21 protein-coding genes and 2 tRNA genes are annotated in these 20,671 nt (G+C 65.1%); 10 read left to right on the top strand and 13 right to left on the bottom strand.

The genetic code is table 11. From position 1 onward, the window contains the following. Window positions 1-95: 95 nt before the first annotated feature. The gene (locus AC07U1_RS17785) at window positions 96-1,319 is read right to left on the bottom strand and encodes a tyrosine-type recombinase/integrase (protein WP_495178105.1); all 1,224 of its coding nucleotides are present in this window, start codon (window positions 1,317-1,319) and stop codon (window positions 96-98) included. A 196-nt stretch (window positions 1,320-1,515) separates the two neighbouring features. Then, window positions 1,516-1,601, bottom strand: a tRNA-Tyr gene (locus AC07U1_RS17780). A gap of 78 nt (window positions 1,602-1,679) precedes the next feature. Here AC07U1_RS17780 and rlmB point away from each other — a divergent pair. Further along, window positions 1,680-2,447, top strand: a complete 768-nt coding sequence (gene rlmB / locus AC07U1_RS17775) for a 23S rRNA (guanosine(2251)-2'-O)-methyltransferase RlmB (protein ID WP_056349858.1) — start codon at window positions 1,680-1,682, stop codon at window positions 2,445-2,447. Between the two features lie 113 nt (window positions 2,448-2,560). Here the strand turns inward: rlmB and AC07U1_RS17770 are convergent, their stop codons facing one another. Continuing rightward, entirely contained in the window at window positions 2,561-2,875 is a 315-nt protein-coding gene (locus AC07U1_RS17770) for a 2Fe-2S iron-sulfur cluster-binding protein (protein WP_056352068.1), read from the bottom strand. 102 nt (window positions 2,876-2,977) lie between these two features. On the opposite strand from AC07U1_RS17770, the gene AC07U1_RS17765 reads away from it, so the two are divergent. The 3 genes from AC07U1_RS17765 (at window position 2,978) to AC07U1_RS17755 (ending at window position 4,718) form a co-directional block, all read left to right on the top strand. Continuing rightward, entirely contained in the window at window positions 2,978-3,595 is a 618-nt protein-coding gene (locus AC07U1_RS17765; protein WP_495178106.1) for a DNA-3-methyladenine glycosylase family protein, read from the top strand. A gap of 140 nt (window positions 3,596-3,735) precedes the next feature. After that, window positions 3,736-4,137, top strand: coding sequence for a ketosteroid isomerase-related protein (locus AC07U1_RS17760; protein WP_187140457.1), 402 nt, complete (start codon window positions 3,736-3,738; stop codon window positions 4,135-4,137). Continuing rightward, the gene (locus AC07U1_RS17755) at window positions 4,134-4,718 is read left to right on the top strand and encodes a GNAT family N-acetyltransferase (protein ID WP_495178107.1); all 585 of its coding nucleotides are present in this window, start codon (window positions 4,134-4,136) and stop codon (window positions 4,716-4,718) included. The genes AC07U1_RS17760 and AC07U1_RS17755 overlap by 4 nt, the downstream gene beginning before the upstream one ends. A gap of 201 nt (window positions 4,719-4,919) precedes the next feature. On the opposite strand, the gene tig is transcribed toward AC07U1_RS17755, so the two are convergent. Beyond that, window positions 4,920-6,488: a trigger factor gene (gene tig / locus AC07U1_RS17750; RefSeq protein WP_495178108.1), complete on the bottom strand. Its 1,569-nt coding sequence runs from the start codon at window positions 6,486-6,488 to the stop codon at window positions 4,920-4,922. A gap of 88 nt (window positions 6,489-6,576) precedes the next feature. Continuing rightward, a tRNA-Leu gene (locus tag AC07U1_RS17745) sits at window positions 6,577-6,661 on the bottom strand. 159 nt (window positions 6,662-6,820) lie between these two features. Here AC07U1_RS17745 and AC07U1_RS17740 point away from each other — a divergent pair. The 3 genes from AC07U1_RS17740 (at window position 6,821) to AC07U1_RS17730 (ending at window position 9,706) form a co-directional block, all read left to right on the top strand. Next, window positions 6,821-7,042: a hypothetical protein gene (locus AC07U1_RS17740; protein ID WP_056352064.1), complete on the top strand. Its 222-nt coding sequence runs from the start codon at window positions 6,821-6,823 to the stop codon at window positions 7,040-7,042. A gap of 106 nt (window positions 7,043-7,148) precedes the next feature. After that, window positions 7,149-8,834 carry an amidohydrolase gene (locus AC07U1_RS17735; protein ID WP_495178110.1) on the top strand — a complete coding sequence of 562 codons (1,686 nt, stop codon included), beginning with the start codon at window positions 7,149-7,151 and terminating at the stop codon, window positions 8,832-8,834. A 101-nt stretch (window positions 8,835-8,935) separates the two neighbouring features. Next, window positions 8,936-9,706, top strand: coding sequence for a hypothetical protein (locus AC07U1_RS17730; RefSeq protein WP_495178111.1), 771 nt, complete (start codon window positions 8,936-8,938; stop codon window positions 9,704-9,706). A 21-nt stretch (window positions 9,707-9,727) separates the two neighbouring features. Here AC07U1_RS17730 and AC07U1_RS17725 read toward each other — a convergent pair whose 3' ends face one another. The 8 genes from AC07U1_RS17725 to AC07U1_RS17690 form a co-directional block, all read right to left on the bottom strand. After that, window positions 9,728-10,585 carry a hypothetical protein gene (locus AC07U1_RS17725; RefSeq protein WP_495178112.1) on the bottom strand — a complete coding sequence of 286 codons (858 nt, stop codon included), beginning with the start codon at window positions 10,583-10,585 and terminating at the stop codon, window positions 9,728-9,730. Then, a complete protein-coding gene (locus AC07U1_RS17720) occupies window positions 10,582-11,262 on the bottom strand; it encodes a hypothetical protein (RefSeq protein WP_495197760.1) in 681 nt (226 codons plus the stop codon). The genes AC07U1_RS17725 and AC07U1_RS17720 overlap by 4 nt, the downstream gene beginning before the upstream one ends. A gap of 9 nt (window positions 11,263-11,271) precedes the next feature. Next, window positions 11,272-12,129, bottom strand: coding sequence for a hypothetical protein (locus tag AC07U1_RS17715; protein WP_495178114.1), 858 nt, complete (start codon window positions 12,127-12,129; stop codon window positions 11,272-11,274). Then, a complete protein-coding gene (locus AC07U1_RS17710) occupies window positions 12,126-12,557 on the bottom strand; it encodes a hypothetical protein (RefSeq protein WP_495178115.1) in 432 nt (143 codons plus the stop codon). The genes AC07U1_RS17715 and AC07U1_RS17710 overlap by 4 nt, the downstream gene beginning before the upstream one ends. Before the next feature lie 173 nt (window positions 12,558-12,730). Further along, window positions 12,731-14,197, bottom strand: a complete 1,467-nt coding sequence (gatB, locus tag AC07U1_RS17705; RefSeq protein WP_495178116.1) for an Asp-tRNA(Asn)/Glu-tRNA(Gln) amidotransferase subunit GatB — start codon at window positions 14,195-14,197, stop codon at window positions 12,731-12,733. Window positions 14,198-14,354: 157 nt separating this feature from the next. Then, window positions 14,355-15,836, bottom strand: a complete 1,482-nt coding sequence (gene gatA / locus AC07U1_RS17700; protein WP_495178117.1) for an Asp-tRNA(Asn)/Glu-tRNA(Gln) amidotransferase subunit GatA — start codon at window positions 15,834-15,836, stop codon at window positions 14,355-14,357. A gap of 121 nt (window positions 15,837-15,957) precedes the next feature. Then, the gene (gene gatC / locus AC07U1_RS17695; protein ID WP_056349827.1) at window positions 15,958-16,260 is read right to left on the bottom strand and encodes an Asp-tRNA(Asn)/Glu-tRNA(Gln) amidotransferase subunit GatC; all 303 of its coding nucleotides are present in this window, start codon (window positions 16,258-16,260) and stop codon (window positions 15,958-15,960) included. 201 nt (window positions 16,261-16,461) lie between these two features. Then, on the bottom strand, window positions 16,462-18,240 hold the full coding sequence (locus AC07U1_RS17690) for a DUF4153 domain-containing protein (RefSeq protein WP_495178118.1): 1,779 nt from the start codon (window positions 18,238-18,240) through the stop codon (window positions 16,462-16,464). Window positions 18,241-18,447: 207 nt separating this feature from the next. Here AC07U1_RS17690 and AC07U1_RS17685 point away from each other — a divergent pair, with 207 nt between their 5' ends. The 3 genes from AC07U1_RS17685 to AC07U1_RS17675 all read left to right on the top strand — a co-directional run bounded on the left by AC07U1_RS17685 (window position 18,448) and on the right by AC07U1_RS17675 (window position 20,661). Next, entirely contained in the window at window positions 18,448-19,770 is a 1,323-nt protein-coding gene (locus tag AC07U1_RS17685; RefSeq protein WP_495178119.1) for a DUF3089 domain-containing protein, read from the top strand. 115 nt (window positions 19,771-19,885) lie between these two features. Beyond that, a complete protein-coding gene (ruvX, locus tag AC07U1_RS17680) occupies window positions 19,886-20,347 on the top strand; it encodes a Holliday junction resolvase RuvX (protein ID WP_495178120.1) in 462 nt (153 codons plus the stop codon). After that, window positions 20,344-20,661 carry a DUF1294 domain-containing protein gene (locus AC07U1_RS17675; protein WP_156377758.1) on the top strand — a complete coding sequence of 106 codons (318 nt, stop codon included), beginning with the start codon at window positions 20,344-20,346 and terminating at the stop codon, window positions 20,659-20,661. The genes ruvX and AC07U1_RS17675 overlap by 4 nt, the downstream gene beginning before the upstream one ends. Window positions 20,662-20,671 lie beyond the last annotated feature (10 nt).

Here is a 20,671-nt window from a genome sequence, read left to right as displayed (position 1 = left end):
GTGCCCCCCGCTCCGCTCCGAACGATTTCAAGCAGATTCGCTGGGCCGCGCCGACAAACTCTATCCGGCCGCCGGCGCGAGCCTGCGCTGCCGCATCATTCGGGCGCGGCACCGGTTGGCGGCTCGCGAGCATCCTTCCCCTCGTTTCCAATGCAATAGGCACCCCAAGCGTCCATCAGTTCGACCCGCGCCCCCGGCCTATCCGGCGTCCCGAGATAGGTCGTGCGGCGATAGGCAGCCTGCACGGCATCGGGCGTCTTGTGCGCAAGCGCGGCCTCGACGACGGCATCGGCAAAGCCTTCATTTGCGGCCCAGTCGGTGAAGGTCGATCGAAAGCCATGAACGTGGAAGGGCTCGCTCATATCGCGTAGCACCTTCAGCAAGGTCATGTCGGACATCGGCTTGCCTGCCGAACCCGGAAACACGACTTCGGTGTCCACAAGCCGGAAGGCGCGTGCCTTGGTCAGCACCTCCAGCGCCGCGTCGGAAAGCGGAACCAGATGCGCCTTGCCGCGCTTCATATGATCGGCGGGGACGGTCCACAGGCGCCCTCCCAGGTCGAATTCGGTCCAGCTCGCCAGCCGGACCTCCTGACTGCGCACACCGGTCAGGATGAGCAGTTCAAGCGCGAGCCGGCTGTAGGACGGCTTGCGCTGCAACGCCGTGATGAAGGCCGGCAGAGCTGCATAGGGCATCGCCTTCCGATTCTCGCGGGATTTCACTTGTCTCGGTAGTCCGCGCCCCGCCTTCAGGCTGCTGTTGCCCGATGGCGCTTCGCGCGAGCGCCAGCCCTTGGCATGGGCGAAGTCGAGGACGGTACAGATTCGGTTCCGTACCTGACGCGCGGTTTCCGGGATCTCCTGCCAGATCGGCGTCAGAACGTCGATGATGTCGGCTGCACTGATCGCGCCTGTCGGTTCGTCCCCCAGTTTCGGGAAAGCATAGTTCTCGAGAGCCGCCAGCCATTGACGAGCGTAAACCTCGCTTTTCCAGCCTGCCTCATTCGCGGCGTGATACTGGAGCGCCGCCTCACGGAAGGTCACCTTCGCCGCGGCCTCGTCTTTTCGTTCTGCGAGCACGTCGCGTCGGTCGACCTTGATAGCCTTGCGAAGCTCGCTAGCCTTCTCGCGGACCTCCTTGAGCGTGATCAGTCGTGCACTGCCAAGCCCGATGTCCTGCCGCTTCCCGTCGCGCTGTAATCGCAGAAGCCACGACGCCCCACCCCGCTTGTCGACCTTCAAAAACAGACCGTCGCCGTCCTGATAGGTGCCGGGATTCGCCAAAGCGGCCTTGACCGCGACTGCCGTGAGTTTTCCCATGGGATTACCCCCACATTCTTCCCCCACACTTTGAGGGCACCAATGTGTGGGGGAAAGCGAATCTTCCCCCACACTTCCCCCACACTGTGCTCTGGCTGCAGGCAAATTACGCCGGACGCAGGTGGATACTGCGGGCATAATAACCTAGGTTTTCTGCGATTTCTAGGGATTTCAGCGGACGCCCCCGGAAGGGGGATGGTGGACAGGGCTGGATTCGAACCAGCGTACGGAAACCCGGGCAGATTTACAGTCTGCTGCCTTTAACCACTCGGCCACCTGTCCATGGGGTCCGCTTTGGGAAGTGGCCCAATGGCGAAACGAGGCTTGCCTGTCAATGGCAGTCATGGGAAAGGCGCGGCCATGAGACAATTTTCCCGTCATCGCCGTACGCAGGGCCCGAGCACGCGCGGCCAGCCCATCCGTTTCTGGGGCCGCCACGCCGTCCTCGCCGCGCTCGCCAACCCCGAACGCACCGTCAAGCGCATCTGGGGCACCCGCGAAGCGCTGGGGCAGCTCGACCTGCCGCCGGTGATTCCAATCAGCTATGCCGAGGTCACCGACCTTGCGCGACTCGTCGCGCGCGATGCGCCGCACCAGGGGCTGGTGATCGAGGTCGACCCGCTCGAGAGCATCTATCTTGGCGACCTGCTGCAGGAAGAGATCGATTCGGACAGCCGCCGTCCGATCATCGTCCTCGACCAGGTCACCGACCCGCATAATATCGGCGCGGTGCTGCGTTCGGCCGCCGCCTTCGATGCCGCAGCGATCGTCACGCAGGACCGCCACAGCCCGCCCGAAAGCGGCGTCATCGCGCGCTCGGCGTCGGGCGCGCTCGAAATCGTGCCGTGGATTCGCGTCGTCAACCTGTCGCGCGCGCTGGAGGAGATCGCCGAAGCGCAATATTGGCGCATCGGCCTGATGGGCGACACCGACACGACGCTGGGGTCGGTCTTGGACGGCAGCAAGGTCGCGCTCGTCCTCGGCTCCGAAGGCGACGGCATGCGCCACAATGTCATGGAACATTGCGACGTGCTGGCAAAACTGCCGATCTCGCCGCGCATGGAAAGCCTGAACATCTCGAACGCCGCAGCGGTCGCGCTCTACGCGGTCGCGACGGCGGGAGCGTAGCACCGATAAACCTCGTCATTGCGAGGAGCGAAGCGACGCGGCAATCCAGAGCAGGCGGTAACCGCCCTGGATTGCTTCGCTTCGCTCGCAATGACGAGCGGTATGATTGAAAGTCAGTCTTCCGCCGCGATTCGCACCTTCAGCCCGTCCATCGCCTCGGTAAAGGGCAGCTGGCACGACAGGCGCGAGCTATCGTCACGGTCGGTGGTCGAATCGAGCAGGTCGTTTTCATCCTCGCTCATCGCGGGCATCTCGCCGACCGCCGTCTCGACATGGACGTGGCAGGTCGCGCACGAGCAGCAACCGCCGCACAGCGCGAGCAGTTCGTCGAACCCCGCGTCGCGGATATTTTCCATCACGGTCAGGCCGGTGTCGCCTTCGATCTCATGTTCGGTCCCGTCGCGCGTCACGACAATCAGCTTGGCCATGTGCATCCCCATATCGTTCGATTCGAGTGCGCTATGTCGCGCGTTGCGCGGCAAATCAAGCGCTGCTAGTTAGACAACTCGGAACAAAAGGAGAATATCGGCATGGGCCTGACCCAGCAGCAGCTAAACGCCGGAATCGACGCGCTCGCCGGGATCGAGCCGGGATTCGCGCGCGCGCTCGGCCATGCCGGCTATCCCGAGCCGCGCATCCGCGCCCCCGGCTACACCACCCTGCTGCGCACGATCGTCGGCCAGCAGGTCAGCGTCGCCGCCGCGAACTCGATCTGGAACAAGCTCGAGGCGGCGTTCGGCGAGGGTTGCCCGGTCGAGGTGATGGCGGCCGCCGAATATGACGCGCTGCGCGCCTGCGGCCTGTCGGGACAGAAACAGGGCTATGCCAAGAGCCTCGCGCAACTGATCCTCGACGGCGAGCTGCAATTCGACGCGCTCCCCGCCGACGACGAGGAGGCGATCGCCTTGCTTACCAAGGTCAAGGGCATCGGGCGCTGGTCGGCCGAAATCTACCTGCTCTTCGCCGAAGGACGCCCCGACATCTGGCCCGCGGGCGACCTCGCGGTGCAGGAAGCGGTCGGCCGCATCATGCAGCACGAAACCCGCCCGAGCGAAAAGGCGATCCGCGAGATCGCCGAAGCCTGGCGCCCCCACCGCGGCGCCGCGGCGATCTTCAGCTGGCATTGCTATAATATGGCGGTGATCTGACCCGCCCCTTCACCCATCGTCGTCATTGCGAGGACCCCGGACTTGATCCGGGGGACGCGGCAATCCAGATTTGCGTGGCACCGCCCTGGATTGCTTCGCTTCGTTCGCAATGACGAGCTTGAAATTGGGACCGAATAGCCATGACCACGACCCGCGACATCGTCACCGCTTATTACGCCGCCTTCAACGCGGGCGACACCGACGCCATGCTGGCGCTCGTCGCCGACGATCTGCGCCACGACGTCAACCAGGGCGAACCGCGCCACGGCAAGGCGCTGTTCGCCGACTTCAACGCGCATATGACACGCTGCTACAGCGAACGGCTCACCGACATGCTGATCTTTGCCGAGGGCGAGCGCGCCGCCGCCGAGTTCATGGTCAATGGCACCTATCTCGCCACCGACGACGGCCTGCCCGAAGCGACGGGCCAGACCTACCGCCTGCCCGCCGGCGCCTTCCTGTCGGTGAATGCCGAGGGGCGGATCGACCGCATCACCACCTATTATAACCTCTCCGACTGGCTGAAACAGGTCGGCGCATGACGGTCACCGTCGCGCCGGTCACGGGCGGCGCCCTCGTCGAGGTGCTGCCCGCGCTCGCGCGTTTGCGCATCGCGGTGTTCCGCGACTTCCCCTATCTCTACGATGGCGACCCCGCCTATGAAGCCGCCTATCTCGCCGATTTCGCGGCCGCTGCGGGCGCCGTGATCGTCGTCGCGCGAGACGGCAGCGAAATCGTCGGCGCCGCCACCGCGGCCCCGCTGGCGACGCAGGACACCGCCTGGCGCTCGCCGCTCGCCGCCGCCGGCTTCGACATCACCCGCACCTTCCATTTCGGCGAATCGGTGCTGCTCGACGCCTATCGCGGCCGGGGCATCGGTCACGCCTTCTTCGACCACCGCGAGGCGCAGGCCCGCACGTGCGGCGCCACCGCCGCCGCCTTCTGCAGCGTCATCCGCGCCGCGGATCACCCTGCCCGCCCTGCCGATCACCGCCCGCTCGACACCTTCTGGCACCGCCGCGGCTACGCGCCGCTGGCGGGCGTCACCGCATCATTCGACTGGAAGACGATCGGCGGCAGGGAAGAGCGGCACGAACTGCAATATTGGACGCGGGCGTTCTGACTTCCCGTCTCCCCCGCGAAGGCGGGGGGCCGCTGGCGGCTTAAGGAGCGATGCCTGAGCAAGCAGCTCACGGCCCCCGCCTTCGCGGGGGCGACGATTTAGGACCGATCGCCGACAGGCAGCCCCTTCAACACCGCCCAAAAAGAAAAAGGCCGGATGGATCGCTCCACCCGGCCTTTTGCCATTCGCTAAGCGCGAAGCTTATTTCTTCGCCGGTGCCTTCTTCGCGGCCGGCTTCTTGGCAGCCGGCTTTTCCTCGGCTTCAGCCTTCGGAGCAGCGGCCTTCTTCGCCGGAGCCTTCTTCGCCGGCGCCTCGGCAGCGGCTTCTTCGGTCACCGCGTCCTTCTTGGCGGCGGGCTTTTTCGCCGCCGCCTTCTTGGCCGGCTTGGCGTCGTGATCATGGTCGTGACCACAGCCCGGGCCGTGGACGTGGCCGCCATCGTCGTCGGCTTCGATCGCCGCTTCGATTTCTTCGCGGGTCACTTCGCGATCGCTGATCTCTGCCTTTTCGAACAGGAAGTCGACGACCTTGTCCTCATAGAGCGGCGCGCGGAGCTGGGCCGCGGCGAGCGCGTCCTGCTGCACATATTCCAGGAAGCGCTGGCGGTCTTCGGGGCGATACTGCTGGGCCGCCTGGCTGACCAGGCGCTGCATTTCCTGCTGGCTGACCTGGACGCCATGCGCCTGGCCGATTTCCGAGAGGAGCAGGCCGAGGCGGACGCGGCGGACGGCGATCGAACGATATTCGTCCTTGTCCTTTTCGAGCTCGGCCTTCGCCGCCTCGACGTCTTCCTCGTGGCTCGCTTCATGCTCGAGCTGCTGCCAGATCTGGCCGAATTCGGCCTCGACCATCGTCGGCGGCACGTCGAAGTCATGGCTCGCGGCGAGCTGGTCGAGCAGCTTGCGCTTCATATGGGTGCGGGTCAGGCCGTTCAGTTCCTGCTCGACCTGGTCCTTCATGATCTCCTTGAGCTTGTCGAGGCTCTCGAGACCCAGCGATTTGGCGAACTCGTCGTCGATCTTCGACGCGGCGGGAACCTTCACTTCCTTCACCGTGACGGCGAATTCGGCGTTGGCGCCCTTGAGGTCCGCGACCGGATAATCGGCGGGGAAGGTCACCTTGACGATCTTGTCGTCGCCGACCTTCACGCCGACCAGCTGGTCTTCGAAGCCGGGGATGAGCTGACCCGAACCGATTTCGACCGCCATGTCCTCGCCGGTGCCGCCGTCGAAGGCGACGCCGTCGACCGATCCTGCGAAGTCGATGATGACCTGGTCGCCGGTTGCGGCTTTCTTGGTCTTCGGCGCCTCTTCGAAGCGCTTCATCTGGGTGGCGAATTCCTCGATCTTGGCCATGACCGCGGCATCATCCGCGGGCACCGTCAGGCGCTCGAGCTTCAGCCCGTCGATCGACGGGGTCTCGATGACCGGCAGCACTTCGAGCGCGACGGTGATCTCGGCGTCCTTGCCGGTCTCATACCCCTCGTCGAGCGTGACCGCGGGCTGCAGCGCGGGGCGCAGCTTTTCGCTGGTCATCAGGTCGCGAACGCCGGCTTCGATCGCCTTGTTCAGCGCGTCGGCCGACAGTGCGGCGCCGTGCATCTTGCGGATCAGGTTCGCCGGCACCTTGCCGGGGCGAAAGCCGGGCATGCGCACCGTCGGGGCAATGCTCTTCACTTCGTCATCGACGCGGGCATCGATATCCTTGGCGGTGATGGTCACGCGATATTCGCGCTTCAGGCCTTCGTTCAGCGTTTCGACGGTCTTCATTGCCTTGGTCTTATCCTTGCTCAAAATCTCTATCCGAACCCCGTCTCGACGACGGCGTTCCCCATTTCCGTGCCTCTGCTCGCGAAGATGGTGCGGGCGAAGGGACTCGAACCCCCACATCTTGCGATACTGGTACCTAAAACCAGCGCGTCTACCAATTCCGCCACGCCCGCTTGAGAAGCTTCGGCCGGATGCACGAATACGCGCGAAAAAGCCGCGCACGCCCGTGCGGGCCGCGCGGCGCTATAGCAGACGGACGGATGAGGGCAAGGCCCGCAACGCAGCCGGAACGTCGGGGCGTGCCGGACGTTGGTCGGCTAAGGAGACGAATGATGACAAGCTATAGCGCCAGCCTGCACGTCCATGCGGCCGACCCGCTGCCGAAGCCCAAGCCCGATACGATCGAACCGATGGCGCCGCCCGAACATCCGGTCCAGCCGACCCCGCAGGAGGACCCCGCCGGCCAGCCGCTCGAAATTCCCGGGAGCCCCGGTGGCGGCGATATCGACCAGCCGGGGCGCGGCCCCAGCGAAGTGCCACCGCAGCAGATATAGAGGCCACCCCCGCCTGTTGCACAGCGATCGGGCGGAGAGAAAATTAGCAAGCGAACCACTTGACCCACCCCCTCTCCCGCCGCCACGATGCGGGCGGGGAGAGACGATGATGAAAATATCGACCGGGGCATTTGCCCTGATGCTCGCGGCGCTGGCGGCACCCGCCATTGCGCAGGACGCCACGATTTACCGTGGCGGCCCGATCCTGACGATGGACGGCGATACACCGCAGACAGTGGAGGCCGTCGTGACCAAAGACGGCAAGATCGCCTTTGCCGGGTCGGAAGCGGAAGCGCGCCAGGTCGCCGGGCCTGCTCCCGCGGTCCATGACCTCAACGGCGCGACCATGCTCCCCGGCTTCATCGACGCCCATTCGCATTTCACGGCGGCGACGATGAGCGCGGGCGGACTCGACCTGCGCGACAAGGCGCACGCGGGCGTCACCGACATTCCCGCATTGCAGGCCGCGATACGCGACTATGCGAAATCGTTTCCCGCCGACCGATGGATCGTCGTCTGGCAATATGATCATGAAACCCTCGCCGAAAAGCGCCACATTACCCGCGCCGAACTCGACGCGGTCGCCGCCGACCGGCCGATCGTCGTGCTGCATGTCTCACTCCATGGCGCCGTGGCGAACAGCGCCGCGCTGAAGGCTGCGGGGATCGACGAAGCGACCCCCGTCCCGCCCGGCGGCATCATGCTCCGCGACGACGCGGGCAAGCTCAACGGCGTTCTCCTCGAAAAGGCGATGTATCTGCTGTTCGCCAAAATGCCGCAGCCGACGGCGGAACAGAAGCTCGCGGCGCTCGACGCCGCGCAAAATGCCTATTTCGCCGAAGGCTACACCCATGCGCAGGACGGCGCGACCCAGCCCCCCGACATCGCCTTCCTGACCAGCCCCGCCGCGCGCGAGCGGCTGAAAATCGACCTTGCCCTCCTGCCCTTCTCGACCGGCCTCGATGCGCTGCTCGCCGATCCGGCGGTCAAATTCGGCGTCTATCAGGACCATGTGAAGCTGCAGGGGATCAAATTCGTCCTCGACGGATCGGTCCAGGCACGCACCGGCTATTTCACCCGCGACTATCAGCGCGGCAGCCCCGACGGCTCGCACCCCTGGCACGGCCAGCCCGTCCTTTCCGAGGAGGAATTCTGCCCCCAGGCGCGCAAGGTCCACGATCGCGGCTGGCAGATCTTCGCCCATGCCAATGGCGACGCGGCGATCGACATGGCGATCCGCTGCTTCGACGCGCTCGGCATCAAGGCCGCCGACGATCGCCGCCCGATCGTCATCCATTCGCAGTTCCAGCGTCCCGACCAGCTCGCCGCCTACAAGCGAATCGGCGTCGGTCCCGCCTATTTCTCGAACCACACCTGGTATTGGGCCGATGTCCACCGCACCAATTTCCCGAAAGAGGTCGTCGATTTCATCAGCCCCTTCCGCTCGGCGCGTGCGGCGGGCCTGACGCCATCGAACCACAGCGACTACAGCGTCACCCCGCTCGACACGCGCTTCATGCTCTGGACCTCGATGGCGCGCGTCTCGCCGACCGGCGTCGTCAGCGGCCCCGACGAGCGGCTGGGCGCCTATGAAGCGCTGCAGGCGCTCACCACCGCCCCCGCCTGGCAGGTCTTCGAGGAGAAGCGCAAGGGCCGCATCAAAGCCGGCCTGCTCGCCGACTTCGTCGTCCTCGATCGCAACCCGCTGACCACGCCCGTGGACGGCATCAAAGCCATCAAGGTCCTGGAAACCATCAAGGAAGGCCGCAGCGTGTGGAAGGCGGAAAAATGATGCCAGAACGGGAGTTTAATTTCGGCATAGCCGCTCGGGCTTGATTGGAGCTGGCGCCGGTTTCTGATAGGATCGGGGCATCTCGCGACTGGAGAGTCCCTATGCGTTTCCCGCTCGCTATCCTCCTCCTCGCTTCCGCCGCCGTCCCGCTCGCCGCCTCGGCCCAGCCGGCATCCGATGTCGCCGACCTCATCGGCGCGCGCGCCGCGGGCGGCGAAACCCAGTTGCTCGCGCGCGGTTATGAATCGCGCTATTCGACCACCGTCGGCGAACAGCGCTACACCTTCTGGTGGAACCAGCGCACCGGCCGCTGCCTGTCGGTATCGACCGTCGACGGCCGCTATGGCGCGCTGATCGCGGTGCCCCCCGAAAATTGCGATAACGGCCCGCCGCGCGATGCCCATATGCCGCAACCGCACGCCTATGACCGGCCCGCCGAAAGCGGCTATCGCGACCCCGGCTCGCTCGTCCTCGTCTGTTACGGCGCCGGCACCCGCCCCACCGTCGATGTCAAACCGACCTACAAGTGGAACCCGTGGGATCATAAGTGGGAGTGGAGCAACCAGGTCGGCAATAGCGCGCAGGGCTTCACCAGCGATGTCCAGATCGAACTCTACGGCGATCAGGGGCGTATCCACCTCGGCCCGAAGCTCGTCGCGCCGATCCACAGCGGCGACGATCATGGCTGGTGGGACCTCGACAATCTCGTCGTCACCCCCGACCGCATCACCGCCAGCTATCGCATCAACGGGCTCAACAAGCCGAAGCTGACCGTCGACCGCCGCTCGGGCCGGATCACGATCGACGCGATCACCAATTTTTCGGGCCAGTGCGACAGCGGCGACTGGGGCGCGGGCCAGCGGCGCTTCTAGGGTCCAAGCCCCCTTGGCAGCTTAGCCTTCGACACCCGTCGCCGCGACGGGTGTCGTTTCGACCGCTCCGGCATCCGGCGTCGCGACTGCGGCAGCCTCGGCCTGCGCCTTCAGGTCGATAACCCTGTCGCGGTCATAGGCGAGGATGCCGGCGACCCGTGGCATGCGGCCGATGGCAAGGCCGAAAAAATTGTCGAGCTTCCCATGGGCGCGGAAGTCCGCCTGTTCGTTGGGATAGGATTGCAGGGAAACGGGCAGGCCAAAGGCGAGCATCCCACCGGGAAAAAATTTCCCGGTGTCGGTGATCCTTCCCGCCTTCACCTCGAACGAGACCGTGCCCATGCAATAACAGGTTCCGCTCAAGCCGTCCCGCCCCTTGGAAACCGGGCCATAATAGGCATAGCGCCCCGGCTCCACGCGCAACAAATAGCTGTAGCTCTGCGGGCTTTCGGTCGAGGCCGAGATATGCAGACCATAGAAAACCGGATTGCGTTCTTCGATGGGTCCGATCGAGAAATTCTCCGGCGTCGGCTCGATCGGCTTTTCCGGCAACTTTTGCCCCTTGCCGTGGGCGAGGCGGGTGCGAAACTCCCAATCCTCCAGCTTGGCGGGATATTTCTGCTGAACAACAGCCAGCGCCGCCGCCCATTCCGCTTCGTATCGGGCGATCGCCGCCTCATCGGGCAAAAGCAGCAGCACGCCGCCTTGCGGAATCGGACTGCGAATATAGACATAACCGCTCTCCGGCTCGATCTTTTCCTTGCCCGACAACAGGTCCCGCTCCTGGATCGTGTCGGCATAGCCGGCCGGCTTCGCGCAGGCGATCGACGAGACGGCGACCGCCACAAACGCCAGCGCGGGCGTCACCATACGGATCATCGTATCAGAACCTCCGCCGTCGGCTTGGGACCGGACGCCACCCGCGCCTGTTTCATCAGATAGGCGGTACGCTTGTCGTCATCGACGCGATTGAAGCCTTCCTCGAAATGAAAGGCTTGCCAGCGCTCCCTTTCCAGGCCGTAGCGGTCATATCCCTTATATCCCATGCAATTGCGCATATTGAGCCGCCGAATCTTGCGACGTTCGGTCGACCCAAGGATCGCGTCGTCGATTGGCGAGGCGATCACGGCGCCCAAAGCACCGGCAAGTCCATATTGGGTGACATAGTAGTTCGCCATGAGCGGATCCTGCCTCGCATAGTAGCTGAGCCCGCTGGCCAGCGCATCGCATTCGCTCAGATCGTTGAAGGCGGTATCGAAATCGGTGCCGTCGCGATGGAAATAGAAATATTTGTCATATGTCTTGATATCGTCGGGCGTTGCCGCGAACGCAGTGTCCGGCATGGCGATCGCCGCGACTTCCTCGGCGGAGAAGGCCCGCATCGGCGGCGGCGGCTTGATCGCCTGCGCGTAACCCGCCGATGGCAGAATCGTCAGACAGATCGCCGCGATCGCGACCGATAGATGGAAATTCCGCATTTCACCCCCACATGCGCACCGATCATCGACCCCCACCGGTCCGCTGAGCGCCTTCCCGGCCTCATCGACCAACTGCAAAGGCCTTGGCTATTTGGCCGCCGCTGCCGACGCAGCCTTCTGCGCGGCGCGTTTGCGCGCGGCTTCGACCCGGTCGGGCGGGTTCATCTTGTCGATGGCGGCCAGGGCTTCGGCTTGCGTCATCGGCGGCGCGCTTTCCATCGGGGGCAGGCTTGCCGCACGATTGATCAAGCCCTGGCACCGGTTTTCCATGCGGAAATCGGGCGACAGAGCCGCCTTGGACACCGGAAAACTGGCGAGTTCGGCGGGCAGCGCCGGCGTGCCGTCGGCGGGCGCGGCGAACAGCGCGGTCGACATGACGATATTCATCATCGTCCCGAATTCGACGAGATCCTGGGACAATGTGACGCCGGCAAGTTGCGGAACGGCAGACTTTCCATCTTCGCGAGCCGTCCACAGGCTCCCGATATCGGCGACTTCGCCCTGCTTGACCTCGAATTGATAGGTGCCGAGCGACAGGCAGGTTTCACCGACGTTCGAAATGATCCACTGACCGGGATAGGCCGACAGCAAATAGACCGACTGGCCATCGACTTCCCCGAAACTGCGTCCGGCGTTCACGACAACCAGCACCGTCCGGTCGAAATTGGGCGCGGCGGCTTCTTCGTCGCCCGGTTCGAACGGCTTGCCGGTGGCGGCGTTGATCCGGACGAACGCGACGGGAGTGGGCTTTTCGCTGGCGTTGCTCGGACCCATGCGAACGAGGATATAGCCCAATCGCGGATCGAGCTTGATCTTTCCGGGCTTCAGCGGCTCCAGCTTGATCTTCGGAACCTTCGCCGGCTTCTCGGCGGCGGAGGCCGTCGTCACCAGCGGACCAAATAGCATCGCGGCGACGGCGAGGCCGATTGCACTTTTCCTGATCATCGCGACAGTTTCTCCGTCGCGGGCACCGGCCCGCTGGCATAGGCGGCCATGCGCTCGACGACTTCGGCGCTCACCAGCCCATCATTGTCGAGGACGATATCGCCCTCGTTGACGAGCGTTTTCCACTGTTCCTGCGGCATGGCGTAACGATCGTAATTCATCATCCCCATGCATTTACGCATGGCGGCATTGCGCATCCGGAACCGGTCGATCTCGGCCATCCGGCCATTGATCATCGCGCCCAACAGCCCGCCGCTGCCGCCGTAACGGTCGCGGAACGACAGGATCGGTCGCGCCTGACCGATGCAATAGATCAGGTCGCCTCGCGCCTGATCGATGGAAACCCCGGCCTTGTGAAACAGAAAGAATTTCGCGCCATCGTCGCCCGTATCGGCTTGCTCGGCCTCGGACTCCGGGGCGGCGGCCAAGGCCACCCCCGACCACGCCGGACATGACGATAAAAGCAGCAGCAAAGCTGCCGCACCCGTTTTGCGACCCACTGAAAACCCCCGTTTTTCCCCAATAACGGCTTGCTATGACAGTTTTTGCGGGGAAACAAGGGCCTTTGCGGCCACTTTGCAACGAACCCTGGACCCTCGCGTCAGCCGAGCGCTTTTTTCAGCAACTCGTTGACCACCTGCGGGTTCGCCTTGCCCTGCATCGCCTTCATCGTCTGCCCGACGAAGAAGCCGAACAGTGCTTCCTTGCCGCCCTTATACTGCTCGACCTTGTCGGCATTGGCGGCCAGGATTTTCGCGATTTCACCCTCGATCGCGCCGGTGTCGCTCGTCTGCTTCAGCCCGTCGCGCTCGACGATCGCGCCCGCACCGTCGCCGCTTTCGAGCATCTTCTCGAACACCGTCTTGGCGATCGTCCCCGAAATCGTGCCATCGGCGACCAGGCCGAGCAATTCGCCCGCCTGCGCCGGGCCGACCGGGCAATCCTCGAAGCTCTTGCCGAGCCGGTTGAGCGCCCCGAACAATTCGCTCGTCACCCAGTTCGCCGCTGGGGCCGGCTTCGCGCCCGTCGCCAGCAGCGTATCGAACCACAGCGCGCTCTCGACCTCGGCGGTCAGCACATCGGCGTTATACGGCGAAATCCCGGCCGCCAGATAGCGCGCGCGCTTGGCGTCGGGCAGTTCGGGCAGGCTGTCGCGGCACTCGGTCAGGAAATCCTCGTCGAGGATCAGCGGCAACAGGTCGGGATCGGGGAAGTAGCGGTAATCATGCGCATCTTCCTTCGACCGCATCGAGCGCGTCTCGTTGCGGTCGGGATCGTAGAGCCGCGTTTCCTGCACCACCGTGCCGCCGCTTTCGATCAGCGCGACCTGGCGCTTCGCCTCGCCCTCGATCACCGCCATCACGAAACGCACCGAATTGACGTTCTTCGTCTCGGTCCGCGTCCCGAATTCGTCGCCAGGCTTGCGCACGCTGACGTTGACGTCGGCGCGCATCGAGCCTTCCTCCATATTGCCGTCGCACGACCCGACATAGCGCAGGATCGAACGCAGCTTGCGCACATAGGCCCCCGCCTCGGCGGGCGAGCGCATATCGGGGCGCGAGACGATCTCCATCAGCGCGACGCCCGAGCGGTTGAGGTCGACATAGGACATCGTCGGATGCTGGTCGTGCATCAGCTTGCCGGCGTCCTGCTCGACATGGATACGCTCGACCCCGATCACCTTGGGTTCGGGGATGCCCGCCTTTTCATCGGCCTCGATCGTCAGCAAACCTTCGCCGACAATCGGATGATAAAGCTGCGAAATCTGGTAACCCTGCGGCAGATCGGCATAGAAATAATTCTTGCGGTCGAACCGCGAATATTTGTTGATCTGCGCCTCGATCGCCATGCCGGTGCGCACCGCCTGGCGGATGCACTCGCGGTTCGGCACCGGCAGCATGCCGGGCATCGCGGCGTCGACCAGCGACACCTGCGTGTTCGGCTCGGCCCCAAACGCCGTCGCGGCGCCCGAGAACAGCTTGGCGTTGGTGGTGATCTGGGCGTGGACCTCAAGGCCGATCACGACCTCCCATTCGCCGGTTTCACCCTTGATGCGATAATCGCTCATCTCTCGTCTCTTCGATTTGAACGGATAATCTCGCGCCAAACCTTCCGCTTGTGCCGGGCACAATCCTGGTCGGTTAGCTGAGAATCCTTCTTTCCAGGTCCCGATAGGAGTTCGCCAATGGCCTGAATAGCCGCTTCGACGATTTCTCCTAATGCGCTCACCACCACTTCTCCGCCCGCGCTGTAAACCCAGCCCGCTCTTCGATCGCCAGCCCGGCGTTCAGCACGCCTTGCTCGTCGAACGCCTTGCCGATGATCTGCAGCCCCAGCGGCAGCCCTTCGCGGTTCAGCGCTGCGGGGACCGACATCGCGGGCAGCCCCGCGAGGCTCGCGGGCACCGCGAACACGTCGTTGAGGTACATCGCCAGCGGATCGGCCATCTTCTCGCCCAGACCGAACGCAGCCGACGGCGCGGTCGGCGCGAGGATCACGTCGCACGCCGCAAACGCCGCGTCGAAATCGCGCGCGATCAGCGTCCGCACCTTCTGCGCCTGCGTGTAGTACGCGTCGTAGAAACCCGCCGACAGCACATAGGTACCGATCATGATGCGGCGCTTCACTTCCGGGCCAAAGCCGTCGGCGCGCGTCGCGGCGTACATATCCTGCAACCCCGCCCCATCGGGCAGGTCACGCAAACCATAACGCACGCCGTCATAGCGCGCGAGATTCGACGAGGCCTCGGCGGGCGCGATGATATAATAAGCGGGCAGCGCGTACTTCGTGTGCGGCAGGCTGATCTCGACGACCTCGGCCCCCGCGTCCTTCAGCATCGCGATCCCCGCATCCCACATCGCGTCGATGTCGGGATCGATGCCCTCCAGCCGATATTCCTTGGGAATACCGACCTTCTTGCCCTTGAGATCGCCCGACAAAGCCGCTTCCCAAGCGGGTACCGCCAAATCGAGGCTCGTCGAATCCTTGGGATCGAAACCCGCCATATTTTCGAGCATGATCGCACAGTCGCGCACGTCGCGCGCCATCGGTCCCGCCTGGTCGAGCGAGCTCGCGAACGCGACGATTCCCCAGCGCGAGCAGCGGCCATAGGTCGGCTTGATCCCCGAAATGCCGGTGAAGGCCGCAGGCTGGCGGATCGATCCGCCGGTGTCGGTCCCCGTCGCCGCGGGGCACAGCCGCGCCGCGATCGCGGTCGAGCTGCCACCCGACGACCCGCCCGGCGCGAGCGCCGCATTGCCGCCGTCCTTGCGCTTCCACGGGCTGATCACATTGCCGAAATAGCTCGTCTCGTTCGACGACCCCATCGCGAACTGGTCGAGGTTGAGCTTGCCAAGCATCCCCGCGCCCGCGTCCCACAATTTCGCCGACACCGTCGACTCATAACGCGGCACAAAGCCTTCGAGCATATGGCTCGCCGCCGTCGTCTGCACCCCGTCGGTGCAGAACAAATCCTTCATCCCGATCGGCACCCCCGAAAGCGGCTTCAGCGCCCCCGCCGCGCGATCGGCATCGGCGGTTTTCGCCGCCGCCAACGCATGCTCGGGGGTCTCGACGATAAACGCATTCAATGCCTTCGCGCCCGCCACATTGGCGCTGAACGCCTCGGCGACCTCGACGGCGCTGAAATCGCCCGCGCGATGCCCGTCGCGGATCTGCGCTACTGTTAGATTCGTAAGATCAGTCATTTATCTCACCGTTCCCCGGCGAAGGCCGGGGTCCAGAGCGTCACAGCGCCCAATTTTTCGTTTCTGGATCCCGGATCGGTCGCGGCTACGCCACTGTCCGGGATGATCGAATGATGGACCATCATTCGATCACCTTGGGCACGCCAAAGAAGCCGTGCATCGCCGCCGGCGCGTTCGCCAGCACATCGTCGCGGCGGTTGCCGCCGGTCAGCGGGTCGGCGTCGATCACATCGTCGCGCAGCCGCAGCGTGTTCGGGATCACCGCGGTCATCGGCTCGACCCCGGTCACATCGACCTCGCCGAGTTGCTCGACCCATCCGAGGATGCCGTTCAATTCGCCTTCCATCGCGGCGGCTTCCGCATCGCTGATCGCGATGCGCGCCAGCGACGCGATTTTCCTTACCGTTGCCTGATCGATTGCCATTCATCTTGCCTTTGCGGGAGAAGCTGCGCCGCTAGCATCACCGCCGAAATGCTTCAACCATGATCCTCCCTGTGGCGAAGCCATGGGGAGGTGGCAGCGCGAAGCGCTGACGGAGGGGCATTGGCGCGACGTTGCGGCCCCTCCACCATCCGCTTCGCGGACGGTCCCCCTCCCCATCGCTGCGCGACGGGGAGGATCAAATCACTCGAAATCCTCACCGACCGGCTTGCCGTCGACAAAGACCTGCTGCCGCGTCACCGGCCGCACCTCGACGACCGCCTTCTCCAGTTCGTCGATCGTCAGCCCGCGGGTCGTGTCCCCCGACCGGAACGCGTCATAATTCTCGGACCATTGCTGCGTCTTCGCATCGCGCACCAGCAGCCCGACATTGCCGCCGCGGCTGACCACCGCGATGCGGCTGTCGCCCAGCACATAGGCGATGCACGGCGCGGTCTTGCACTGGCCCTGCGCCGCCAACGCGGCATAGGCCTCCGCCGGCAAACTACGGCCCGCGGGGAAAATCCGGATCTTCTGCTCGATCGGCTTCGCGCCATAGACCATGTCGCTTTCGTCGATCTCACTGCCCGACCCATTGAGTTCCCAGCGGTCCTTCGCCTTCAGCGCCCATTCGGCGAGGCCGGCGCGCGTCTTGTCGACCGACTTCGCCAGATCCTTCAGCGCCGCGCGCCCATCGGGTCCGAAATCGAACGCCAGCGCCGCCCAGTCGAATTTTTCCGACGCCACCGCGCCCGATTTCAACCGCGCCACTTGGTCGCGCGTCGAAATCGCGCCGAAATCGACGATCGGCAGCGCGAGGAACAGCGCGAGCAACGTCAGCCCGATCGCCAGCTTCTGTTGCAACGGCCGCAGCACATCGTCGAAGCCCCGGCGCCCCTTCGCCACCGACCACAATCCCGCGACGCCATAGGCCAGCGCAATCATCGCCGCGACGACGCCCCAGATCCGCTCGGGGGTCCAGCCGTACTGGATCACCCGCAAATGCATCGAATAATAAGCGATCACCGCGAGCGGCAGCACCGCGACGACCAGCACCGCCGCCGCCACGCGCAACAGGCTATTGTTCGCGCGGTCGTCGGTGCCATTGCCGATCACCGCATTGGCGAGCAGCACCGCGAACGCCGCCACCGCCATCATCAGCGCCGCGGTCGAGAACCCCGAATCCCACAGCTTGGTCAGCCCGGTGCCGAGCAGCGACAACAGGAAAATCACGAGCGCCGCCGCCAGCACCGGCGCGAGCACCGCCAGCACGATCATCACCAGCCGCTGGAGCGTCGACACCAATTTGTCGCGCTCGCGCAGCAAACCCACCGCGCCGCCGAACGCCGCCCCCGCCAGCATCCACGGGAACCAGCCCTTTTCGAACAGCGTCATGACCAGGTCGATCCCGATCAACTGGAACATCTGCCCGATCAACAGCACCAGCAGGAAGGTCAGCCCGGTGAACGCCAGCGCCGCGGCGCCGATCACCGCGTCGGTCCATGCATGGCTGTGCAGCCGCTCGTAAGGCATCTCCCACAATTTCCAGAACCGCCAGTCGGGCGCGACGTCGCGCCGTGTCTGGAACAAGGGCGTCGCGATCAGCACCGCGAGCAGCCCCGACCAGAAGGGCCATTCGAACGGCGACGCATCGACATTATAGGCCGCCGACGTCCACACGATCAGCGCGATCACCGCGCCCCACAACAACGAAAAACCCAGCGCCCAGTGCCAGCGGCGCAGCTCGACCCCGAGCACGAAGACCAGCGTCGAAACCGTGATGAACGCCGCGAACGCGTTGCGCCCCGGATCGAGGTTGGGTTCGTACCGCCAGTCGATCGTCAGGTGAAAGACCAGCCCGGCGACCGCACAGATCGCCGCCATGATCCACGGCCGCTGCGGCCAGGGCGCGTCGCTGTCGTCCAGACGGTGCGACGGATGGGGCGAATCGGGCGCGGGCGCGCTTGCGGGGATGTCGGTCATTCCCCACATCTGGGCTTGTTTAAGCCGCGCGCGCAAGCCAGATAGCACGCGATGGCGCCGGACGACCGGACTGTTGTTTCCGTTCGTGTCGAGCGAAGTCGAGGCACCCCGCAAGCGCGCGTCGCCGATGGGCATCTCGACTTCAAACGATCCGAACGGGTAAAGAGGCGCCGAACCCCATCTCTCCCCGTCCCCAATGGAGCCCAAATGGCCCGCAAGTTCCTCTACCTCATCGCCGCCGTCATCTTCCTCATCCTCGGCGTCGGTCTTGCCTATCAATTCGCGCCGGGCTGGTTCGCGCGCACCGCGCTGGTGCCCAGCGCCGAATTCGTCGAACAGACCGCGGCGGCGCCCAATGCCTATGACGATCCGAAAATGTGGTTCTCGCGCCCCGGTCTCGAAAACGACCCGTCGGACTGGCGCCCGCCCGCCGATGGCGGCGAAGCCCGCGCCCCCGACAGCGCCAAGGCGGCGACCGACAAGCTGATCCCGCCCGCCAGGGCCGCCACAGCGGCCACACCGGCCGAAACCGCGTCGGCGGACACAGCCCCGCCAAAGGGCGACGCAGCGATCTTCTTTGTCCACCCGACCAGCTATTACAGCCGGTCGAGCTGGAACGCCCCGCTCGACGACCGCGACGCCAATTACCGCGCGACTTTGTTCATGCAGGGCATGGCGAGCGCGTTCGGCGATGCCGGCGAGGTTTGGGCTCCGCGTTATCGCCAGGCGACGCTCGGCGCCTTCCTCGCCGAGGACCGCGTCACCGCGGGCAAGGCGATCGATGCCGCCTATCGCGACGTCGAACAGGCGTTCGACGCGTTTCTGGAAAACATCCCCAAGGACAAGCCGATCATCCTTGCGGGCCACAGCCAGGGCGCGCTCCACCTCACCACCCTGCTCAAGAACCGCATCGCGGGCACTCCGCTCGCCAAGCGCATCGTCGCCGCCTACATCATCGGCTGGCCGGTCAGCGTCGACACCGACCTCGCCGGGCTCGGCCTGCCCGCCTGCGAGACCCCCGAACAAAAGGGCTGTATCCTCAGCTGGGCGAGCTTCGCCGAACCCGCCGATCCGTCGATGGTGCTGGGCGCCTATGACGGCACCGTCGGCTTCGACGGCCGCCCGCGCCGCGACACGCGCATGCTCTGCACCAACCCGATCACCGGCATCCCCGACACGACGGCGAAAGCAAAGGCCAACATCGGTACGCTCAAGCCGATCGACGGGTTCAAGGGCGGCTCGCTGATCGCGGGCAAGATCGGTGCCCGATGCGACGACACGCGCGGGCTGCTGATGGTCGGCAACGCCGATATCGCCAAGGACTATGCGCCGAGCTATGTGCTGCCGGGCAACAACTACCACGTCTTCGACATCACCCTGTTCTGGGCGAATGTCCGCGCCGATGTGCTGCGGCGGCTGGCAACCTATGAAGGCAAACCCTCGCCGGTGCCGCCGGCGGCGGAGCCTGTAGCGGTGCCCGCGGCGGCGACGCCCAAAACAGCTGTGGCCGAAGAGAAAGCCAGGTCCTGACCCAAGGCGCCCGCCGCTAATCCCGTTGGTGTCGAGCGAAGTCGAGACACGCCTGGGACACGGAACGCCTCGGCGTGTCTCGACTTCGCTCGACACCAACGGGTAAAGGGGGGCGATGATCACCACCGCCGCCCCCGATTTCGCCGCCACGCTGCCGAACGGCGGCCGCCTCATGGGCCTCGACGTTGGCACCAAGACCATCGGCGTCGCCGTCTGCGACGCCGGCTGGTCCTTCGCGACCCCCGACAAGACGATCATCCGCAAGAAGTTCACCGCCGACCTCGCGACGATCCGTGCCTTCGTCATTACGCAATCGGTCGTCGGCCTCGTCGTCGGCCTGCCGCTCAACATGGACGGCAGCGACAGCCCGCGCACCCAGTCGACCCGCGCCTTCGCGCGCAACCTCCTCCCCCTCGCCCTGCCGATCCTGCTCTGGGACGAACGCTGGTCGACCGCCGCTGTCGAACGCGCGATGATCGCCGCCGACGTCAGCCGCGCCAAGCGCGCCGAACGCGTCGACAGCGCCGCCGCGGCCTTCATCCTGCAGGGCGCAATCGACGCGCTCACGCGCGGATGACGCAATATATCGTCTACTGGCTGATCGCGGCCAACCTTATCGCCTTTGTCCTGATGGTGCTCGACAAGCAGAAGGCAGAGGCCGGCGACCGGCGCATTCCCGAAGCGACGCTCCTCCTCTGGGCCTTCCTTGGCGGGGCGTTCGGCACGGTCCTTGCCGCACGCCTCGTGCGCCACAAGACGCGCAAACAGCCCTTCGCAACCTGGATGCTGATCTGGCTCTGGCTCGACATCGCGCTGCTCCTGCTGTGGGCGACCGGATTCTTGCAGCCATGGGCGGCCACAGCGCTTGCCTATTGGCGCGCCGCCTCTTAAACGCTCGGCT

The organism is Sphingopyxis sp. GW821-FHT02C12 (assembly GCF_059421785.1).
This window is presented reverse-complemented; position numbering and strand designations above follow the sequence as displayed.

What these genes read in the sequence shown, in the direction of transcription:
- AC07U1_RS17690 (WP_495178118.1), bottom strand. Translation starts at nt 18,240, where the DNA reads ATGACCGACATCCCCGCAAGCGCGCCCGCGCCCGATTCGCCCCATCCG.
- AC07U1_RS17725 (WP_495178112.1), bottom strand. Translation starts at nt 10,585, where the DNA reads ATGATCCGTATGGTGACGCCCGCGCTGGCGTTTGTGGCGGTCGCCGTC.
- gatB (WP_495178116.1), bottom strand. Translation starts at nt 14,197, where the DNA reads ATGAGCGATTATCGCATCAAGGGTGAAACCGGCGAATGGGAGGTCGTG.
- tig (WP_495178108.1), bottom strand. Translation starts at nt 6,488, where the DNA reads ATGAAGACCGTCGAAACGCTGAACGAAGGCCTGAAGCGCGAATATCGC.
- rlmB (WP_056349858.1), top strand. Translation starts at nt 1,680, where the DNA reads ATGAGACAATTTTCCCGTCATCGCCGTACGCAGGGCCCGAGCACGCGC.
- AC07U1_RS17785 (WP_495178105.1), bottom strand. Translation starts at nt 1,319, where the DNA reads ATGGGAAAACTCACGGCAGTCGCGGTCAAGGCCGCTTTGGCGAATCCC.
- gatC (WP_056349827.1), bottom strand. Translation starts at nt 16,260, where the DNA reads ATGGCAATCGATCAGGCAACGGTAAGGAAAATCGCGTCGCTGGCGCGC.
- AC07U1_RS17675 (WP_156377758.1), top strand. Translation starts at nt 20,344, where the DNA reads ATGACGCAATATATCGTCTACTGGCTGATCGCGGCCAACCTTATCGCC.
- AC07U1_RS17735 (WP_495178110.1), top strand. Translation starts at nt 7,149, where the DNA reads ATGATGAAAATATCGACCGGGGCATTTGCCCTGATGCTCGCGGCGCTG.
- AC07U1_RS17715 (WP_495178114.1), bottom strand. Translation starts at nt 12,129, where the DNA reads ATGATCAGGAAAAGTGCAATCGGCCTCGCCGTCGCCGCGATGCTATTT.
- AC07U1_RS17765 (WP_495178106.1), top strand. Translation starts at nt 2,978, where the DNA reads ATGGGCCTGACCCAGCAGCAGCTAAACGCCGGAATCGACGCGCTCGCC.
- AC07U1_RS17760 (WP_187140457.1), top strand. Translation starts at nt 3,736, where the DNA reads ATGACCACGACCCGCGACATCGTCACCGCTTATTACGCCGCCTTCAAC.
- AC07U1_RS17770 (WP_056352068.1), bottom strand. Translation starts at nt 2,875, where the DNA reads ATGGCCAAGCTGATTGTCGTGACGCGCGACGGGACCGAACATGAGATC.
- AC07U1_RS17730 (WP_495178111.1), top strand. Translation starts at nt 8,936, where the DNA reads ATGCGTTTCCCGCTCGCTATCCTCCTCCTCGCTTCCGCCGCCGTCCCG.
- gatA (WP_495178117.1), bottom strand. Translation starts at nt 15,836, where the DNA reads ATGACTGATCTTACGAATCTAACAGTAGCGCAGATCCGCGACGGGCAT.
- AC07U1_RS17685 (WP_495178119.1), top strand. Translation starts at nt 18,448, where the DNA reads ATGGCCCGCAAGTTCCTCTACCTCATCGCCGCCGTCATCTTCCTCATC.
- ruvX (WP_495178120.1), top strand. Translation starts at nt 19,886, where the DNA reads ATGATCACCACCGCCGCCCCCGATTTCGCCGCCACGCTGCCGAACGGC.
- AC07U1_RS17740 (WP_056352064.1), top strand. Translation starts at nt 6,821, where the DNA reads ATGACAAGCTATAGCGCCAGCCTGCACGTCCATGCGGCCGACCCGCTG.
- AC07U1_RS17755 (WP_495178107.1), top strand. Translation starts at nt 4,134, where the DNA reads ATGACGGTCACCGTCGCGCCGGTCACGGGCGGCGCCCTCGTCGAGGTG.